The 16190-nt window shown below is 55.9% G+C and carries 20 protein-coding genes; 8 read left to right on the forward strand and 12 right to left on the reverse strand.

The genetic code is table 11. The features are described 5' to 3' along the window. Positions 1-6: 6 nt before the first annotated feature. The 3 genes from ACDI13_RS12145 to ACDI13_RS12155 form a co-directional block, all read right to left on the reverse strand. Complete coding sequence (locus ACDI13_RS12145; protein WP_372373123.1) at positions 7-663, reverse strand: LysE family translocator; 657 nt, start codon at positions 661-663, stop codon at positions 7-9. Continuing rightward, entirely contained in the window at positions 624-1133 is a 510-nt protein-coding gene (locus ACDI13_RS12150; RefSeq protein ID WP_316990202.1) for a hypothetical protein, read from the reverse strand. Before ACDI13_RS12150 ends, ACDI13_RS12145 begins: the two co-directional genes overlap by 40 nt. Before the next feature lie 83 nt (positions 1134-1216). Beyond that, a complete protein-coding gene (locus ACDI13_RS12155; protein WP_316990201.1) occupies positions 1217-1855 on the reverse strand; it encodes a threonine--tRNA ligase in 639 nt (212 codons plus the stop codon). An 86-nt stretch (positions 1856-1941) separates the two neighbouring features. On the opposite strand from ACDI13_RS12155, the gene ACDI13_RS12160 reads away from it, so the two are divergent. Then, complete coding sequence (locus ACDI13_RS12160) at positions 1942-2883, forward strand: LysR family transcriptional regulator (protein WP_316990200.1); 942 nt, start codon at positions 1942-1944, stop codon at positions 2881-2883. On the opposite strand, the gene ACDI13_RS12165 is transcribed toward ACDI13_RS12160, so the two are convergent. Further along, positions 2880-3404, reverse strand: a complete 525-nt coding sequence (locus ACDI13_RS12165; RefSeq protein ID WP_316990199.1) for a carboxymuconolactone decarboxylase family protein — start codon at positions 3402-3404, stop codon at positions 2880-2882. The two genes, ACDI13_RS12160 and ACDI13_RS12165, sit on opposite strands and share 4 nt — an antisense overlap. Positions 3405-3518: 114 nt before the next feature. Further along, positions 3519-4844, reverse strand: coding sequence for an aspartate aminotransferase family protein (locus ACDI13_RS12170; protein WP_316990198.1), 1326 nt, complete (start codon positions 4842-4844; stop codon positions 3519-3521). Positions 4845-5025: 181 nt separating this feature from the next. Here ACDI13_RS12170 and ACDI13_RS12175 point away from each other — a divergent pair, with 181 nt between their 5' ends. Both ACDI13_RS12175 and ACDI13_RS12180 read left to right on the forward strand, forming a co-directional pair. Then, complete coding sequence (locus ACDI13_RS12175) at positions 5026-5886, forward strand: MurR/RpiR family transcriptional regulator (RefSeq protein ID WP_316990197.1); 861 nt, start codon at positions 5026-5028, stop codon at positions 5884-5886. A gap of 5 nt (positions 5887-5891) precedes the next feature. Next, positions 5892-6929 carry a C45 family peptidase gene (locus ACDI13_RS12180; protein WP_316990196.1) on the forward strand — a complete coding sequence of 346 codons (1038 nt, stop codon included), beginning with the start codon at positions 5892-5894 and terminating at the stop codon, positions 6927-6929. A gap of 79 nt (positions 6930-7008) precedes the next feature. Here ACDI13_RS12180 and ACDI13_RS12185 read toward each other — a convergent pair whose 3' ends face one another. Together ACDI13_RS12185 and ACDI13_RS12190 are read right to left on the reverse strand one after the other, a co-directional pair. Next, positions 7009-7572 (reverse strand): cob(I)yrinic acid a,c-diamide adenosyltransferase, encoded by a 564-nt coding sequence (locus tag ACDI13_RS12185; protein ID WP_316990195.1) that lies wholly within the window; start codon positions 7570-7572, stop codon positions 7009-7011. Between the two features lie 9 nt (positions 7573-7581). Further along, positions 7582-8106, reverse strand: coding sequence for a GNAT family N-acetyltransferase (locus ACDI13_RS12190; protein ID WP_316990194.1), 525 nt, complete (start codon positions 8104-8106; stop codon positions 7582-7584). A gap of 111 nt (positions 8107-8217) precedes the next feature. Here ACDI13_RS12190 and ACDI13_RS12195 point away from each other — a divergent pair, with 111 nt between their 5' ends. Further along, a complete protein-coding gene (locus ACDI13_RS12195) occupies positions 8218-8523 on the forward strand; it encodes a copper-binding protein (RefSeq protein WP_316990193.1) in 306 nt (101 codons plus the stop codon). A 281-nt stretch (positions 8524-8804) separates the two neighbouring features. On the opposite strand, the gene hslU is transcribed toward ACDI13_RS12195, so the two are convergent. The 5 genes from hslU to ACDI13_RS12220 form a co-directional block, all read right to left on the reverse strand. After that, positions 8805-10142: an ATP-dependent protease ATPase subunit HslU gene (gene hslU / locus ACDI13_RS12200; RefSeq protein ID WP_316990192.1), complete on the reverse strand. Its 1338-nt coding sequence runs from the start codon at positions 10140-10142 to the stop codon at positions 8805-8807. 17 nt (positions 10143-10159) lie between these two features. Then, positions 10160-10693, reverse strand: coding sequence for an ATP-dependent protease subunit HslV (gene hslV, locus ACDI13_RS12205; RefSeq protein ID WP_003804273.1), 534 nt, complete (start codon positions 10691-10693; stop codon positions 10160-10162). Between the two features lie 245 nt (positions 10694-10938). Further along, on the reverse strand, positions 10939-11376 hold the full coding sequence (dksA, locus tag ACDI13_RS12210; RefSeq protein WP_026484112.1) for an RNA polymerase-binding protein DksA: 438 nt from the start codon (positions 11374-11376) through the stop codon (positions 10939-10941). An 82-nt stretch (positions 11377-11458) separates the two neighbouring features. Next, positions 11459-12559, reverse strand: a complete 1101-nt coding sequence (locus ACDI13_RS12215) for a GTP-binding protein (RefSeq protein WP_316990191.1) — start codon at positions 12557-12559, stop codon at positions 11459-11461. A 199-nt stretch (positions 12560-12758) separates the two neighbouring features. Further along, entirely contained in the window at positions 12759-13250 is a 492-nt protein-coding gene (locus ACDI13_RS12220) for a Fur family transcriptional regulator (protein WP_009462608.1), read from the reverse strand. Between the two features lie 82 nt (positions 13251-13332). On the opposite strand from ACDI13_RS12220, the gene ACDI13_RS12225 reads away from it, so the two are divergent. From ACDI13_RS12225 to ACDI13_RS12240, 4 genes are read left to right on the forward strand one after another with little or no spacing between them, the layout of a single operon-like run. Next, the gene (locus ACDI13_RS12225; protein ID WP_165589481.1) at positions 13333-13482 is read left to right on the forward strand and encodes a hypothetical protein; all 150 of its coding nucleotides are present in this window, start codon (positions 13333-13335) and stop codon (positions 13480-13482) included. 4 nt (positions 13483-13486) lie between these two features. Next, on the forward strand, positions 13487-14209 hold the full coding sequence (locus tag ACDI13_RS12230) for a metal ABC transporter ATP-binding protein (protein ID WP_316990190.1): 723 nt from the start codon (positions 13487-13489) through the stop codon (positions 14207-14209). Further along, complete coding sequence (locus ACDI13_RS12235) at positions 14206-15108, forward strand: metal ABC transporter permease (protein ID WP_316990189.1); 903 nt, start codon at positions 14206-14208, stop codon at positions 15106-15108. Before ACDI13_RS12230 ends, ACDI13_RS12235 begins: the two co-directional genes overlap by 4 nt. Continuing rightward, complete coding sequence (locus ACDI13_RS12240) at positions 15108-16190, forward strand: metal ABC transporter solute-binding protein, Zn/Mn family (RefSeq protein WP_316990188.1); 1083 nt, start codon at positions 15108-15110, stop codon at positions 16188-16190. Before ACDI13_RS12235 ends, ACDI13_RS12240 begins: the two co-directional genes overlap by 1 nt.

Raw genomic sequence — 16190 nt, forward strand, 5'->3', positions numbered from 1 at the left:
GTCAGCTTATGACAAAAGACGTTGCCCGGCATGCACCAGCAGGCGCAGTGAAAAGCCAAGCAGCAATACGCCTGTTATCCGTTCAAACCAGGTTCCCATGCGCAAAAAACGTTGGCGCACACGAGGGCTGGTAAAAATCAGACTCACGATAACAAACCAACCCGCATTGACCAGACACATCCAGACGCCGTAGAGCATCTGGGTCGTCAAGGGTGTGCTGGTGCTGACCACGGTGGTAAACACCGCCAGAAAGAACAGCGTGGCTTTAGGGTTGGTGGCATTGGTCATGAAGCCCAGCGTCAGGGATTGACGCACACTGACAGCAGCGGGTTTGCTATGACTGGACTCGGCCAGGCTGACCTCCATGGGGGTATGGACCTGCCGTAAAAATCCCCAGCCTATATACAGCAGATAAGCGCCGCCCAGGACTTCGGCCACGCTCATCAGCCAGGGGGTGGAGTGCAGTAAGGCGCCCACGCCCATCAAGGTGTAGATCACATGAACGGAAATGCCTGCACCAATGCCAATGGCAGTGGCAATCCCGGCCTGGCGGCCCAGTCGCACACTTTGGCGGATGGTGACCGCAAAATCAGGTCCAGGGGCAATAACGGCCAAAAAATGAATCAAAGCCAGAGTAGCGAACTCTGGCCAATAGGTTTGCAACACATTAACTCCAAAAGGTCAGCGGCATGGCCGGGCCACGATATCCCACAAAGCAAGACAGGCTCAGGCGCAAATCGCCCTTGCCGGGGGTGACGGCATGCATTTTTTTTTCCGTACAGTGTCTCCAGCGTGGCTCCTGCAGGCCAGACCTCGTCCAGCGTGCAGCGCAGCACATCAATGGGGGACAGGTAGGGAGCGCAGCGGCGACGCAACTCGTCGATATTGTCAAAAACCCCCTCGAAGTAAGAGGCCATGCGTTCGGGCTGGTTTTCGGCTTCGTAAAAAGCCATGCCTATACGGCCGATGCTGGGGGCATTCACATAGCGATCAAAGCCTTTATCAATGATTTGTTCACCCAGCTTTTGTGAGGTGGGCGCATCAATGAACTGGGGCAGGTGGATCGCCAGGAGCTCGCCGTTCAGCAGAGACTGCATATGTTCAGTCTGCAATCGTTTGGTCTCTAAATACATTTCTTACTTCTCTTGGAAGTTTTAAAAGAATTTTTCTTTCCCAGTCACGGAAGATATGAATAAATTGACTGGGTTTTTATTATTTATTGAGTCATCATTTCATAATTAATGCTCAGTTCGTCTTTTTTGTTTTTGATGCGAATTATTGTTAATCCAGTCAATTCCGATGTGTTTTCAACATGGGTGCCGCCACATGGATATTGCCCCAGACTACCAATGGCAACTTGGCGTCGCCCTTCTTTGAAACTGATGGAAATAGGCTGGGCCAGTTGGATCTGTTCGGCACAGCGGTTCGACAAATCATCCAGGAAGGGAGGGAGGGCGTTTTTGGGGTTACGGAAGACGACACGCGACTCGCCACGCCAATGATGTGCCTTTACGGCCTGCCAGCCAATGCGCTCAACCAGATGGCCAATCATGTGACCAGCGGTGTGCAGCCGGGCATGTTCCAGTCTATGGTTGCGGTCGATATGCAGTTCTACGGGGCCCAAGGGCAGGCGTGCATGCAGGTAGTGCAGCACATGGCCATCGCGGTTTTGTGCCACATGCAGAACCTCGTGCCCATTTATGGTGCCTTTGTCGCAAGGTTGGCCACCACCTTGAGGGTGAAATAAGGTTTTATCCAGCCTGACAGCGTAGCGTTCATTTTCGGAGTGATAGCACTTCAGAATTTCTGCGCTGCAGGTAAGGCTATTGCTAGTCAAATATAATTTATCTTGCATTTTATTACCTGTAGGTGGGTTTTAAGGCATTGTAGGCATTGTCGGCAGTCCTGATAATTGCAATTCATTGAAATAATTTATTCCCTATGAGCACAAGTAATCTCACTTCCCTGATGAGTGACATGGTGGTCTTTGTCAAAGTGGTGGAGACAGGCAGTTTTTCTGAAGCCTCTCGTCAGCTTGGCTATACCCCGTCGGCGGTCAGCCGCTCCATTGCGCGTTTGGAGAAAGGCCTGGGAACGCGCGTTTTGCAGCGCACGACACGCAAATTGCGTTTAAGTGATAGCGGCCAGGCGATTTATGAGCATGCCCGTGACATGCTGTCTTGCGCCCAGGCCGCAATGGAGATTTCGGGGCAGTTTCAGACCGAGCCAGAGGGGCAGATTCGCTTGAGTGTTCCAAAAGCAGTCGGGCATTTTTTGATTCACCCCCATATGCCGGACTTCTTGATGGCGCATCCCAAGGTGAATGTTCTGATGAATCTGGATGATCGTTACGCCGATCTGATCGACGATCAACTGGATCTGGCGATACGCATCACCGATCAACCGCCACCGGGTTTGATGGGTCGTCATCTGACAGATATTCGACATGGTTTGTATGCCAGCCCTGCTTATTTGGCCGAACACAGCCAGCCCGAGCACCCCCAGCAACTGCGCGAACATAGCTGCATCTATCTGGGAGAGGCACCCAGCGATTCACGCTGGCGCTTCAATAAAGGCGGGCGGGTGTTGAATGTGTCTGTTAGCGGGCGCTACGCGGCCAACCATACGGGCGTGCGTCTGGATGCGGTGGAGCGGGGTTTGGGGATAGGCAGCCTGCCTTGCTTTGTGGCCAAGGAGCCTGAGCAGGAGGGGCGTATTGTGCGTGTGCTGGCTGATTGGGAGTTCCGCACTCAATACTGCGGTGCCCTGTGGGCCTTGTATCCGCCCACCCGCCATCTGCCTCCCAAGCTGCGCTTGTTTGTGGAGTTTCTGGCGAGACGCTTGGGAGGGAGCCGGACGGATGTGCTTGGCGTGTCGCTTTAACGCGTGTCGTCTGAGTGGATGTGCAAGGCTTCCAGAAAGCGCGACACCATATTGTAGGTAGCAATGGTGGCGGTCAGCTCGACCGTCAGGCGCTCATCGAAATATTGGCGTACCGCTTGAAAAACGGCGGGCTCCACTTGCACATTCAAGGTCATGGCATCGGTGTAGGCCAGTACCGCACACTGGATGGGTGTGAACGCATCCGCATCTTGCCAGTTGGGCAGGGCATCCAGTTGGGACTGGCTCAAACCCTCTGCCAGGGCGATAGGGGCATGTTGATCGGCCTCGTAAGGGGCACGGTTCAACAAGGCCACACGCATGATGACCAGCTCGCGCAGATCACCCGGCAGGCTGCTGTTGTGGCGTATACCCGTCAGGTGATTGAGCCAGCCTTTCGCGATGGGCGGGCTGTGCAGCAGCATCTGGTACAGGTGCAAGACGCTGCCGCGTTCTGCAATGATCTGTTCTACCAATGGGGCGGCTTCGGGGGCGCTCAGGTCAGCATAAGGTAGGCGGGCCATGGTTCTCCTTTATGTATAGCGGTGTTTTTGGTGGCAGGCTTGCTGCAGGGCAGTCAGTAGAGCGTTCTTGAGTGGCGCAGGTCCATGTCCACTCAACGCTCTGCAAGACGGGATTTAACGGGGAAGGACGTGATCGATGGTTTGAGTCAGACGTTTGACGATGTCTTGAATGTCGGACTCGGTGCAGATAAAGGGCGGCGCCAGCAAAATATGATCGCCATGCACCCCATCTATCGTGCCACCCATAGGATAGAGCATCAGACCTTGGGAAAAGGCCTGTTGTTTGATCTTGGCGTGGGTTTTCAGACTCGGGTCCAGGGCTTGCTTGCTGGCCTTGTCCTGGACTAATTCGACGCCCACAAACAGTCCTCGACCGCGTATATCGCCTACATTGGGGTGGCTGTCCAAGGCCTGATGCAGCTCCCGGCGCAGTTGTTCGCCACGCTGGCGGACGTTTTTCAGTAACTGGTCCTGCTCAATGACGTGCTGCACGGCCAGCGCACCGGCGCAGGCCGTGGCGTGGCCCATATAGGTGTGGCCGTGCTGGAAAAAGCCCGAGCCATTCAGGATGGCTTGATAAATCCGGTCACTGGCCAGCATGGCCCCAATCGGCTGATAGCCCGCACCCAGACCCTTGGCTATCGCCATGATGTCTGGCACCACGCCGTCCTCTTCGCAGGCAAACAGATAGCCGGTGCGCCCCATGCCGGACATGACTTCGTCCAGAATCAGCAGCACACCATGCTTGTCGCAGACCTGGCGGATTTTTTTCCAGTAGTCGCCTACCGGGGCCAAGGCACCGGCGGTGGCTCCTACCACGGTCTCGCCGACAAAGGCAGCAACATGTTGGGGGCCCAGGTTTTGAATCGTGTCATCCAGCTCCTGGGCCAGACGGTCTGCATACTGATCGGCACTTTCATCGCTGCGTTGGTCGCGGTAGGGATAGCAGGGCGAGACATGCTGGGCTGGAGCCAGCAGCGGCAAAAAGGGCTTGCGGCGCCATTCATTGCCGCCAATGGCCAAGGCACCCAGTGTATTGCCGTGATAGCTCTGACGGCGGGCGATGAAGATATGGCGCTCAGGCTGGCCAATTTCTACAAAATATTGTCGAGCCAGTTTCAGACTGGCCTCTACCGCTTCAGAGCCGCCGGATAGAAAGTAGGCGTGATTCAGATCACCAGGGGATCGGCTAGTGAGAAAATCCGCGAGATCTTCGGCAGCCTGGCTGCTGAAAAAGGAGGTATGGGCGTAGGCAATCTGGTCTAGCTGCTGCTTGATGGCGGCGATGACGGCAGGGTGGCTATGGCCCAGGCAGGACACGGCCGCCCCACCACTGGCGTCGATATACGATTTGCCTTCCTTGTCCATAATGCGGATGCCATCACCTTTAACGGCATAGGGCAGCATGTGCTTGGGGTTGCGATGAAAAACATGTGTCATGGCGCAGATCCAGAAAGTAGTCCCAAAATATTTTCAACGTATGTTGAATATATAATAATACTTTCAACAAATAAATCATCTTTGATTGGTCGCTACAGGTGGATAAAGATCGCACTGTTGCGTCTTGGCAGCATTGGTGACCGATATATACTTGGTGTCCCCTTTTCAAGCACGTTGGCCCATGAACTCCTTGAGTAACCTGACTGAGCGTATTCAGGCGGCATTTACCACCATGTCGCCCCAGTTCCAGCAAAGCGCACGTTATGTGCTTGATCACGCGGATCAGGTGCCTTTGTTGTCCATGCGTCAGTTGGCCGCTCAGGCGCAGGTACAGCCTGCGACGTTGCTGCGTTTTGCGCAGTCATTGGGTTTTGGCGGTTGGGCACAGTTCAAGGCCGTATTCACCCAGGCTCTGCATGGTCAAGGTGCGCACCGCTATGCCGATCAGGCTCGGGCGGTGGTTCGGAATCGAAACAAAGAGGATCGGCTGGCCCAGGCCTTGACCGCACAGATGGATAATCTGGCGCTATTGCGCGAGGTGAACGAAGCCCGTCTGCCGCAGGCAGTCAGCCTGCTTGCCAAGGCAAAACGGGTTTTTGTTGCTGGGTTTCGAGCCTCTTTTGCACCGGCTTTTTCTTTTCATTATCAGTACCGTTTGTTCCGACCGTCCATTGTTTTGCTGCGTGGCGAGTCAGGGACCCTGGATATGGATGTGCGGGCGTTACAAAAGGGCGATGTATTGGTTTTGTTCGGTTTTGCACCGTATTCGCAAGAAGCGGTACTGGTGCATCAGGCTGCTCGGCAGGCCGATGCACAAATTCTGGCGATTTGCGACAGCTTGCTTGCCCCTATTGCGCAGCAGGCCGATGCCACATTATTGTTTGGAACCGACAGTCCGTCTTTTTTCCCTTCTTTAGTGGCTGCACAGGCGCTGGTGGAGGTGTTGCTGGAGCAGGTTCTGGCCAAGGCGGGCAGTCGTGCGGTAAGCGGTATTGAGTTGCTTGAAAATCAATTGCACCAGTCCGGTGCCTACTGGAAATAGACGCAATGGCTAAGTTGTCCTATCTGGAGTTAAGTGGTGGTCCCAAAGAAATTGGCCATTCTTTGGGACGTTTCGGAGCCTCTGCAGTGCATGCTTATTTGCTGAACTCAGCAGCATGGCAGGGCATCATGCAATCAAAGGGAACGGCTGTAGCCAGTCAGCTAGCCCAGTACACCGAGCGTTATTTTCCCCGAATATGGACCGAGCTTCAGGGCCTGGCATTAGGTCTGGAGCTTCCCTTTGAGGATGTGTTCTTGTGGAATTGCCGTGGCGACTTGTGGGCCATGGCTCCTGATGGTTGCACGACCGTGCAAATGCCTGCACAAGGGGAACCCCGCCTGGTGCATAACGAGGATGGTGATCCAGGGTTTGCCGGGTACTGCGGGGTGGCCAAATTCATCCCCGATAGCGGCATGTCTTTTGTCTCCTTTCTGTATCCAGCCTCCTTGCCAGGCCACAGCTTTGCGGTGACGCAGGCAGGCCTGGCCATGACGGTCAATAATGTGCGGGCGCGTCACGTGGCCCCAGGCGTGCCGCGCATGGTTCTGACCCGTGCCATGCTCGATCAGCCCGGTCTGGATCAGGCGGTGGGTATCCTGCAGGATCATCCTCGTTCCGGCGCTTTTCATTTGAGTCTGGCGCAGCGTGGGGATCCGCGCTTGCTGAGTGTGGAGTTCAGTGCTCAGGCCGTGTCCGTGCAAACGATTGAGCAAAATCATCTGCACGCCAATCATGCGGTACATCCGTCCATGCAAGGCTTTGAACAGCGTATTACCCGTTCGTCCGAGCTGCGGCAGGAGCGTGGGGAGCAATTGTTGGCACAAGCAGGTGCTGCGCTTGATCCTTTGACGATCCTGGCGGATCAGCACCATGCGGAATTTCCGATCTGGCGCTGTGACCCGAAGGACAGTGACGCGGAAAACACCCTGGCAACTGTGGATATTCAGGTGGGTAGCCAGTCCTTGAAGTGGCAGGTCTACGAAGACCCCACGGACGAGCCTGTGCTGAAATTTGCGGATACCACTCGCATTGATCTAGCCTGAAAAGGAATAGGGCCCTGCTAATGCAGGGCCCTATTCTTATAGTCGCAGTCGCAGTCGCAGTCGCAGCCGCGATGGGGCGTTAGTCCTGGTCAGGCGCGTTGCGCTTGGGCGTCCACAGTACGTCAGAGCGGCCTGCATGACGGTTCAAGGTACGTGCCAATATAAACAGCAAATCCGACAGGCGGTTCAGGTACAAGCGCGGACCGTCCTGTGGCAATGCCTCGGAGGGCACAGCAATAACACTACGCTCCGCACGACGCGCCACACAGCGCAGCACATGCGCTTGCGCCGCTGCCGGGCTGCCGCCCGGCAAAATGAACTCTTGGAGTATGCCCAAAGGCTCGTTGTAGTGGCGAATCGCCTGATCCAGACGCTCTACATGGGCACTGCCTATGACCTGATGGCCAGGAATGCACAGTTCAGCTCCCATATCGAACAAGTCGTGCTGGATGTCGGACAGCAAGGTATCAATATCTTCTGGCAGGGTCATGCTGCGCAAGACACCGATATGACTGTTCAATTCATCCACATCTCCCAGGGCATGGATCAGGGGAGCGGTTTTGGGCAGGCGGCTGCCGTCACCCAGGCCCGTGGTGCCGTCGTCGCCAGTGCGTGTGCTGATAATGGAAAGTCGTGTGGACATGATGGAGCTTTATATTTCAGCAGGAATAGGAGTGCCTTGGGCCAGGTTGAGCAAGGCCTCGCCCGTGACGCGCACCACGCGCCAGTCATCCAGAACCTGAGCGCCTTGATGTTTGTAGAAATCGATGGCGTTCTGGTTCCAGTCCAGTACCACCCACTCCAGGCGGCCACAGCCCTGGGCAACAGCCAACTGAGCCAGATGGCGCAGGGCAGCCGCACCCAGTCCGTGTTTGCGATGGGCGGGGTCGATATACAAATCCTCCAGATAGATGCCGCGGCGATCCAGAAAGCTGGAGTAGTTGTAAAACCACATAATGTAAGAAATTGGTGTGTCGGGCTGGTCTTCCGGCGTGATCACCAGGCAGTAGGCGCTAGGCTCATCGGAGAAGAAGCTGTTGCGTAGCGACTCGGCGTTCGCCTTGAAAATATGCTCCAGTTTTTCAAAGGCGGCCATATCGCGCATCAGGCCCAAAATGGCCGGAATATCTGCGGGGGTGGCTGGACGCAGCACATACCCTTTAATAAATTCACTCATGCTTTTGCAAAGGTTTAGCGTTATGCTTGATCGGAAACAGACGCATCAGGCGTCCGAAAGTAGGCATTATGAGCCAATTGTGTGGCTCTGCCCAATTTGCAGGAGTGAAAAATGACATGGACGAAACGAGGCGCGGCCTTGGCATTGGGGACCTTGGGTGTGGTGGCTGGCTCGGCATATGTGGTGGTTGCCCAGGCTCAGGAAGCCAGTGCGTCGGGTGAAGTGCGTCGACTGGACGCCGATGCCGGCAAAGTTACCATCAAGCATGGTGAGATCAGTGAGCTGCAGTTGCCCGCCATGACATTGGTGTACAAGATTGATCCTGTCTTGCTGGCCAATATCAAACCGGGTGACAAGGTAAAGTTCACTGCCAAGCGTGATGGTGGTGACTACGTGGTCACCAAGATCAGCAAATAAGGCAGATTCAGCAAGTGGATAAAAACCGGGTTCGCCCGGTTTTTTATGTCTTATGCAGGGGAGCCGTCAGTCTGCTCTGGTCGGCGGGATGGTTTGGTGATCTGGCGATCAGTCAGCTTGATTCATTTTGCCAAGTCAGAGCTTGTTGAAAACTTGGTGCCATCGTCTGCTTGATACGGTGTTGGTTCTTATCCGAACAAGAATGGAAAAAGGGGCAGATTTTTCTGCCCCTTTTTCGTGTCCGACAACAAGCGGAATAAGCCTTGAATCCAGGGCTGAACTTACAGCACGTAGCGTGCCAGATCCTGGCTGGCGGCGGTTTCTTGCAATTGCTTGTTCACGTAGTCTGCATCGATGACCACGTTTTGCTCACCGTGGCTGCCAGCACTGTAGGAAAGCTCTTCCAGCAGCTTTTCCATGACGGTGTACAAGCGACGGGCACCAATGTTCTCGGTGCGTTCGTTGACATCAAAAGCCAGTTCGGCCAGACGCTGAATGCCGTCTGGACGGAAATCCAGTTTGACGTCTTCGGTTCCCAGCAAGGCCGCGTACTGCTTGGTCAGTGACGCATCTGTGGCCGACAGAATCTGTACGAAATCCTGGGCGCTCAGCGACTCCAGTTCCACACGGATGGGGAAGCGGCCTTGTAGCTCAGGGATCAGATCGGATGGGCGGGACAGGTGGAACGCGCCCGAGGCAATAAACAGGATGTGATCAGTACGCACCACACCGTATTTGGTGGTGACGCTGGTGCCTTCTACCAAAGGCAGTAGGTCGCGCTGCACACCTTGGCGGGACACATCGCCGCCGCTGCCCTGGCTTTCGCCACGCGCAGTGATCTTGTCGATTTCGTCCAGGAATACGATGCCGTTCTGCTCGGCGTTGGCCACCGCCGCAGTGCGCAAATCGTCTTCATTGACGCGACGGGCCGCTTCTTCCTCGGTCAGTTGCTTGAAGGCTTCCTTGACCGTCAGCTTGCGAGCCTTGGTTTTTTCCTGGCCCAGACCGGAGAACATGCCGCGCAATTGCTCGGTCATCTCTTCCATGCCGGGAGGTGCCATGATTTCCATGCGAGGCATGGCCTGGGCCATTTCAATTTCAATCTCGGTATCGTCCAGCTTGCCTTCACGCAGGCGCTTGCGGAATACCTGGCGTGCCGAGTTGTCCTCACGCTGGGGCTGACCGTGTGCATCGCGCGAGGGCGGCACCAGCACGTCCAGAATGCGGTCTTCAGCGGCTTCCTCGGCCTGGGTGCGCACACGGCGCATTTCGACTTCGCGGGTTTGTTTGACCGAAATATCCACCAGATCGCGGATGATGGTTTCAACGTCGCGGCCCACATAGCCCACTTCCGTGAACTTGGTGGCCTCGACTTTGATGAAAGGCGCATTGGCCAGCTTGGCCAGACGGCGGGCGATTTCGGTTTTACCCACGCCAGTGGGGCCGATCATCAGAATGTTTTTGGGGACGATTTCACTGCGCAGGGGCTCGGCAACCTGCTGGCGGCGCCAGCGATTGCGCAGGGCCACGGCGACAGAACGCTTGGCCTTGCCCTGGCCAACGATATGCTTGTCCAGTTCGGAGACGATTTCTCCGGGAGTCATATTAGGTGTAGACATGGTGGGGTATCCGGCTGTCAGAGTGTTTCGACGATATGGTTCTGGTTGGTGTAGATGCACAGGTCACCTGCGATCTCCAGAGACTTTTTAACGATGTCGGCAGGAGCCATATCGGTGTTTTGCAGCAACGCGAGTGCTGCAGATTGTGCATAGGAGCCACCCGAGCCAATGGCAGCCAGGCCATGTTCGGGTTCAAGCACATCGCCATTGCCGGTCAGCACCAGCGTGTGTTCCTTGTCCGCCACCAGCAGCATGGCTTCCAGGCGGCGCAGAACGCGGTCGGTACGCCAGTCGCGCGTCAGCTCGACGGCAGCGCGCAGCAAGTTGCCCTGGTGCTTTTCCAGCTTCGCTTCAAAGCGTTCTTGCAAGGTGAATGCGTCGGCCGTCGCACCGGCAAAGCCGGCCAGGATGCTGTCGTTGTACAAACGGCGAATCTTGCGGGCCGTGCCCTTGATGACAACATTGCCCAGGGTGACCTGACCATCGCCGCCAATGGCGACTTGATCTCCGCGGCGTACACAGACAATAGTAGTGGCGTGAAATTGTTCCATGATTTCCTTCCTTTAAGGTACCCATTTGGGGGCCCGGCGGGAAATTTCAAGGATCAATGTGCAGGCCTGTAAATTTGCTGATGTAGATGGTCTAGCCGAACAGTTTTTGTTTGCGGGCAACGTTTTTAGCCGGATGGAGTTAGGGCTGGTTTGTTATGAAGCGACTCGTGGTCCAGTAAGTAAAAAACCCTCCCATTGCCTATTTGCTTATGGGAGGGTTTGACGTACTTCAAACGCTGGTGGTTTTAATCCCCAAACATTTTTTGACGCTTCTCACGACGTTCCTGTGCTTCCAAAGACAGGTTGGCCGTGGGACGTGCCAGCAAACGGGGCAGGCCGATGGGTTCGCCTGTTTCCTCACACCAGCCGTATTCGCCCGAATCGATCAGGGCGATGGACTGTTGCACTTTCTTGAGCAGTTTGCGTTCGCGATCACGGGTACGCAGCTCCAGAGCGTGCTCTTCTTCGATCGTGGCACGGTCAGCCGGGTCAGGAACGAACTGGGTTTCACGCAGGTTTTCCGTTGTAGCGCCCGCGTTGGCCAGAATGTCTTGCTCTAGCTGGCGCAAGCGATGCTTGAAAAACTCCAGCTGGGCGGCGTTCATGTAGTCTGACTCAGGCATCGCCAAAAGCTCCTGCTCGGTCAGCAGGGTTGTAGTACTGTCATGTGACTTAGTTGCCATGATGCTTACCTCTTGTTGACGTCTGGGAGCCTGTAACTGTCGTCACGCGCAATCGCTCCGCATTTACTGAATAATTATTAATTCAAACCAGGCAATTCTCCAGGCCCTGGGTGAATATGTCTTGTGGCAATTTGCGGCCAATAAAGACCAGCTTGGTGCCTTTTTTATCTTTGGCCAGCCAGGCACTGCCAGGCTCGGCGCTCATCATCATGTGTACGCCTTGAAAGAGCATACGGCGATTGATGCCCTTCAGATACAAAATGCCTTTGTAGCGCATCAGATCTGGTCCAAATACCTGGACAATGCCTGACAGAAAGTCTTCCAACCGTTCGGGGTCGAAAGGACGGTCCGAGCGGAATACGAAAGCTCCGATTTCGTCATTGTGAGCGGCGTGCTCGTGGTGATGATGGTGGTGATCGTGTCCGCAACCCGGACCACAATCGCCGTCATCGCCATGGGCATGATCGTGGTGGTGATCATGGCCGTCTGCCGCATCGGGGTGTTGCTCTGCCAGAAATTGTGGGTCAATGTCCAGAATGGAATTCAGGTTGAAACCACTGACTTCCAGCAAATCCTTGATGTCGGTTTCACCAAAGTGAACCGGCGTAATGGTGGCTCGCGGGTTGATGCGGATCAGGCGGGCACGCAGGGCCTCGTAATCTACATCGTTGACCAGATCTTTTTTGGAGATCAGCAAGCGGTCCGCAAAACCAACCTGTTTTTGGGCTTCTTCTTGTTGGTCCAGTGTAGCCATGCCATGTTTGGCATCCACGACGGTAATGACCGCATCCAGCCGATAGTAGTCGGCAATATCATCGTCCATGAAAAAGGTCTGGCAGACCGGGCCGGGGTTAGCCATGCCGGTGGTCTCGATGATGACGCGCTCGAACTTCAGTTCGCCTGCCTGACGGCGAACGCGCAAATCATTCAGGGTGCGCATCAGGTCGCCGCGCACGGTGCAGCATACACAACCGTTGCTCAGTTCGACGATTTCTTCCTGGGAGTCTTGCACCAACAATTCATTGTCGATGCCTTCAGGCCCGAACTCGTTTTCGATGACGGCAATGCGTCGACCGTGATATTCGCTCAGGATGCGCTTGAGCAGCGTGGTTTTACCAGCGCCCAGAAAACCAGTCAGCACAGTGACTGGAACCATGTTGTTCAGATCTGATGCCGCGTTCATAAACATGCCTCGCAGTGGCGGGCGAAAGGTACAAGGCACGGCACCAGCCGCGGCTTCCTGCACCCATCTGCTCCGCACGAAAACAACGTGCGATTACATCACAGCCTTGCCTGTTGGGCAAACGGTGATCTGTAAAAATTCACAGAGGTTTGCCAATAGATCGGGGAATATATACCGATTGGCGGCAAAATACCATGTTTTAGGGGGCAGATAAGGGTTTTCGCTCGTTTTTAGCGGCAACGCAACGTTGGCACAGGCCGCGCAACTCGGTCTCGTGGCCGGACAGGGCAAAGCCTGCTCCGCGTACACAGTCCGCCAGCCTTTGGCTTAAGTCTGGAGCGCACAGTTCCACCACGGTACCGCACTGGGTGCAGACGATCAGCAAGTCGTGGGGGTGGCCACCGGCATCTACACAGGCGGTCCAGGCATTGACGGCATCCAGCCGGTGAATCAGACCTTCTTCCGTCAGAAAGTCCAGGGCGCGGTAAACGGTAGGGGGTTTGGCGCCGGGTTGAAACTCGCGAACCAGATCCAGTAGTTCGTAGGCGCGCAAGCTGCGTTGGGCCTGAATCAGGATTTCCAGTACCTGACGGCGAATTGAAGTCAGCCGTTTACCGCGTTCCAGGCAAAGCTGTTCAGCGGTCGCAAGCTGATCTTCAATAGCGTTGGGCGTAAGAATATGTACAGGCATGGCGCTTGATGGAATGTTTGTTATGTTATAACATCTTTGGAAAAAAATGAAATTCCAAATCTAGCCGCATTATCCCTGTTTCATGTCCTGTCCTCAATTTCCCTCGACTTTCCGCAGTCCGGCACCTCGTCGTTCGCTCTTGCTGGCCTCGGCCGGACAGCGCGTACTGGGCGCTTTGTGCGTGGCAGGAGCCCTGTGGCTACTGACTGCCTGGGCATTGGGCGCGTGGTAAGGGCATGAGTTCACATCAAACCTTGATCGAACTCGAGCATGTCGCGCTGGGCTGGAAAGACAAAATCGCTCTGCGTGATATCAGCGGCTGTTTTAACCGAGGCTCCTTGACGGCTATCGTCGGGCCTAACGGTGCTGGTAAATCCACCTTGCTCAAAGGGCTGACCGGGCAGATCAATCCCCTGAAAGGGCGCATTGCCGTCGATAGCGGTTTTCTGGACCAACTGGCCTTGTTGCCACAAATGGGCGATCTGGACAAAAGTTTTCCGGTGACGGTGCATGATCTGGTGGCCATGGGAGCCTGGAAGCGTGTGGGAGCCTGGGGCGGTTTCCCCAAAGTCGAGCACGAACGCATTAGCCACGCGCTGGAGCAGGTGGGGCTGGCTGATTTTGCGCGTCGTTCCATTGGCACCTTGTCGGGCGGTCAGTTACAGCGCGCCTTGTTTGCCCGCATGATGGTGCAAGATGCCCAGATCCTCTTGCTGGATGAGCCCTTTGCTGCGGTGGATCGCGCAACCTCGGATGAGTTGATGAACCTGATTCTGGACTGGCACAAACAGGGCCGTACTGTGATGGCCGTGCTGCATGATCTGGATATGGTGCGTAGTTGTTTTCCGCAAACCGTGCTGCTTGCTGGGCAGGTGGTGGGCTGGGGTGAAACCGAGGCGGTGCTGACGCCGGAGAACCTGCATCTGGCTCGCCATTTGTGTGCGGGGGACTATCTATGACGGCGTTGATGGATGTGTTGCTTGGCCCCTTCATGGACTTCGGTTTCATGAAACGCGCTTTGGCGGGCTCGTTTGCCTTGGCCGCAGCGGCTGGGCCTTTAGGTGTATTTCTGGTGCTGCGCCGCATGAGCCTGATGGGCGATGCGATGGCCCATGCCATCTTGCCCGGTGTGGCGGTGGGTTTTCTGACGGCGGGGCTGTCTTTAAGTGCGATGGCCATAGGCGGCATGATTACCGGCCTGGTCGTGGCCTTGCTGGCCGGTCTGGTGGCCCGCCTGACACCACAACGCGAGGATGCCAGTTTTGCGGCTTTCTATCTGGTGTCCCTGGGGCTGGGAGTGCTGCTGGTGTCGCTGCGTGGCTCCAATATGGATTTGATCCATGTGCTGTTTGGCACGGTGCTGGGGCTGGATGATGCGTCTTTGCTGCTGGTCACCAGCAGTACGACGATTACGCTGATTATTCTGGCTCTGGTGTTCCGCCCCTTGGTGTTGGAGTGCCTGGACCCGATCTTTCTGCGCACCCAAGGTGGGCGCGGCTCGGTGGTTCACATGTTGTTCTTGTTCATGCTGGTCATCACGCTGGTGGCTGGCTTCCAGGTTCTGGGGACCTTGATGGTGGTGGGGATCATGATGCTGCCCGCCGCCTCGGCTCGGTTCTGGGTGTATTCCGTAGGCCGACAAATGCTGGTGGCGGCCTTGCTGGGCATGATCAGCGCCTATCTGGGGCTGCTGTTCTCGTACTACTACAACGTACCGGCTTCGCCCGCGATCATCCTGGCGGCGGGCGCGTTTTATTTTCTTTCTATCACCTTTGGCCCCCAAGGCGGTTTGCTGCGTGCTTATTCCCAATGGCGCGCACGACGTCGGCGCATGGCCTCTCTCTTGGAGCACGATTGATGAAAATGCGAGACATGTATTCAGGCCGCATGGTGCTGGCTCTGGGCTTGCTGGCAGCCAGCCTGTCGGTGCAGGCCGAACCCTTGCGAGTGGTCAGCAGCTTCTCGATCCTGAACGATATGGTCAAGGAGATTGGGGGAGACAAAGTCATGGCCAGCACGATTGTGCCTGCCAATGGGGATGCTCACTCTTTTGAGCCTCGTCCCAGTGATGCGAAGACCTTGGCCAGCGCGCAGTTGCTGGTGGTCAATGGCTTGGAATTTGAATCCTGGCTGCCGCGCTTGCAGCAGGCGGCGGGCTATAAGGGGCCGCAGGTCGTAGCGACAGAAAGCATTACGCCCTTGGCGTTTGAAGGCGGGCATGACGATCATGCTGACCACGACCACGACCACGACCACGACCACGACCACGACCACGACCACGACCACGACCACGACCACGACCACGACCACAGTCACGATTCCGAACCCGAGCATGCTCATGATCATGAGCAGACCCATGCCAAGGAGGAGGCACAGTCTCACAGCGGGCATGCCCACAGCCATCAGCACGGTAGCCAGGATCCGCATGCTTGGCAAAGTCTGGGCCTGGCGCAGATCTATGTCCGCAATATCAGCAAAGGTCTTGAGCAAGCCGATCCGGCTAATGCCGAGTACTACCAGCGCCGCGCCAAGGATTACGCGCAGCGCATTCAGGAACTGGATGATTCCATCAAAACCCGTCTGCAAGCGGTGCCGGTAGACAAGCGCAAGGTCATTACCTCGCACGATGCCTTCTCTTATATGGGCAAGGCTTACGACATCCGTTTCATCCCCTTGGTCGGTGTCTCCAGTCAGGCGGAGCCGTCTGCCCGCGATATTGCACAGATCATCCAGCAAGCGCGTAGCGAGCAGATTCAGGCCATCTTCGTAGAAAATACGGTTAGCGCAAAGCTGGTTGAGCAAGTGGCCAGAGAAACCGGCGCGAAGGTAGGTGGCACTCTGTATTCCGATGCCTTGGGTGTGCCTGGGTCAGGCGTGGATACCTATTTGGGCATGATGCGCTCGAATACCGATCAATTGATCAAGGCTTTACAGCCCTGA

Origin of the sequence: Alcaligenes faecalis (assembly GCF_041521385.1) — a bacterium.
In the GTDB taxonomy this organism is placed as follows: Bacteria; Pseudomonadota; Gammaproteobacteria; order Burkholderiales; family Burkholderiaceae_B; genus Alcaligenes; species Alcaligenes faecalis_E.

What these genes read in the sequence shown, in the direction of transcription:
- ACDI13_RS12150 (WP_316990202.1), bottom strand. Translation starts at nt 1,133, where the DNA reads ATGTATTTAGAGACCAAACGATTGCAGACTGAACATATGCAGTCTCTG.
- ACDI13_RS12155 (WP_316990201.1), bottom strand. Translation starts at nt 1,855, where the DNA reads ATGCAAGATAAATTATATTTGACTAGCAATAGCCTTACCTGCAGCGCA.
- ACDI13_RS12160 (WP_316990200.1), top strand. Translation starts at nt 1,942, where the DNA reads ATGAGCACAAGTAATCTCACTTCCCTGATGAGTGACATGGTGGTCTTT.
- ACDI13_RS12165 (WP_316990199.1), bottom strand. Translation starts at nt 3,404, where the DNA reads ATGGCCCGCCTACCTTATGCTGACCTGAGCGCCCCCGAAGCCGCCCCA.
- ACDI13_RS12170 (WP_316990198.1), bottom strand. Translation starts at nt 4,844, where the DNA reads ATGACACATGTTTTTCATCGCAACCCCAAGCACATGCTGCCCTATGCC.
- ACDI13_RS12175 (WP_316990197.1), top strand. Translation starts at nt 5,026, where the DNA reads ATGAACTCCTTGAGTAACCTGACTGAGCGTATTCAGGCGGCATTTACC.
- ACDI13_RS12180 (WP_316990196.1), top strand. Translation starts at nt 5,892, where the DNA reads ATGGCTAAGTTGTCCTATCTGGAGTTAAGTGGTGGTCCCAAAGAAATT.
- ACDI13_RS12185 (WP_316990195.1), bottom strand. Translation starts at nt 7,572, where the DNA reads ATGTCCACACGACTTTCCATTATCAGCACACGCACTGGCGACGACGGC.
- ACDI13_RS12190 (WP_316990194.1), bottom strand. Translation starts at nt 8,106, where the DNA reads ATGAGTGAATTTATTAAAGGGTATGTGCTGCGTCCAGCCACCCCCGCA.
- ACDI13_RS12195 (WP_316990193.1), top strand. Translation starts at nt 8,218, where the DNA reads ATGACATGGACGAAACGAGGCGCGGCCTTGGCATTGGGGACCTTGGGT.
- hslU (WP_316990192.1), bottom strand. Translation starts at nt 10,142, where the DNA reads ATGTCTACACCTAATATGACTCCCGGAGAAATCGTCTCCGAACTGGAC.
- hslV (WP_003804273.1), bottom strand. Translation starts at nt 10,693, where the DNA reads ATGGAACAATTTCACGCCACTACTATTGTCTGTGTACGCCGCGGAGAT.
- dksA (WP_026484112.1), bottom strand. Translation starts at nt 11,376, where the DNA reads ATGGCAACTAAGTCACATGACAGTACTACAACCCTGCTGACCGAGCAG.
- ACDI13_RS12215 (WP_316990191.1), bottom strand. Translation starts at nt 12,559, where the DNA reads ATGAACGCGGCATCAGATCTGAACAACATGGTTCCAGTCACTGTGCTG.
- ACDI13_RS12220 (WP_009462608.1), bottom strand. Translation starts at nt 13,250, where the DNA reads ATGCCTGTACATATTCTTACGCCCAACGCTATTGAAGATCAGCTTGCG.
- ACDI13_RS12225 (WP_165589481.1), top strand. Translation starts at nt 13,333, where the DNA reads ATGTCCTGTCCTCAATTTCCCTCGACTTTCCGCAGTCCGGCACCTCGT.
- ACDI13_RS12230 (WP_316990190.1), top strand. Translation starts at nt 13,487, where the DNA reads ATGAGTTCACATCAAACCTTGATCGAACTCGAGCATGTCGCGCTGGGC.
- ACDI13_RS12235 (WP_316990189.1), top strand. Translation starts at nt 14,206, where the DNA reads ATGACGGCGTTGATGGATGTGTTGCTTGGCCCCTTCATGGACTTCGGT.
- ACDI13_RS12240 (WP_316990188.1), top strand. Translation starts at nt 15,108, where the DNA reads ATGAAAATGCGAGACATGTATTCAGGCCGCATGGTGCTGGCTCTGGGC.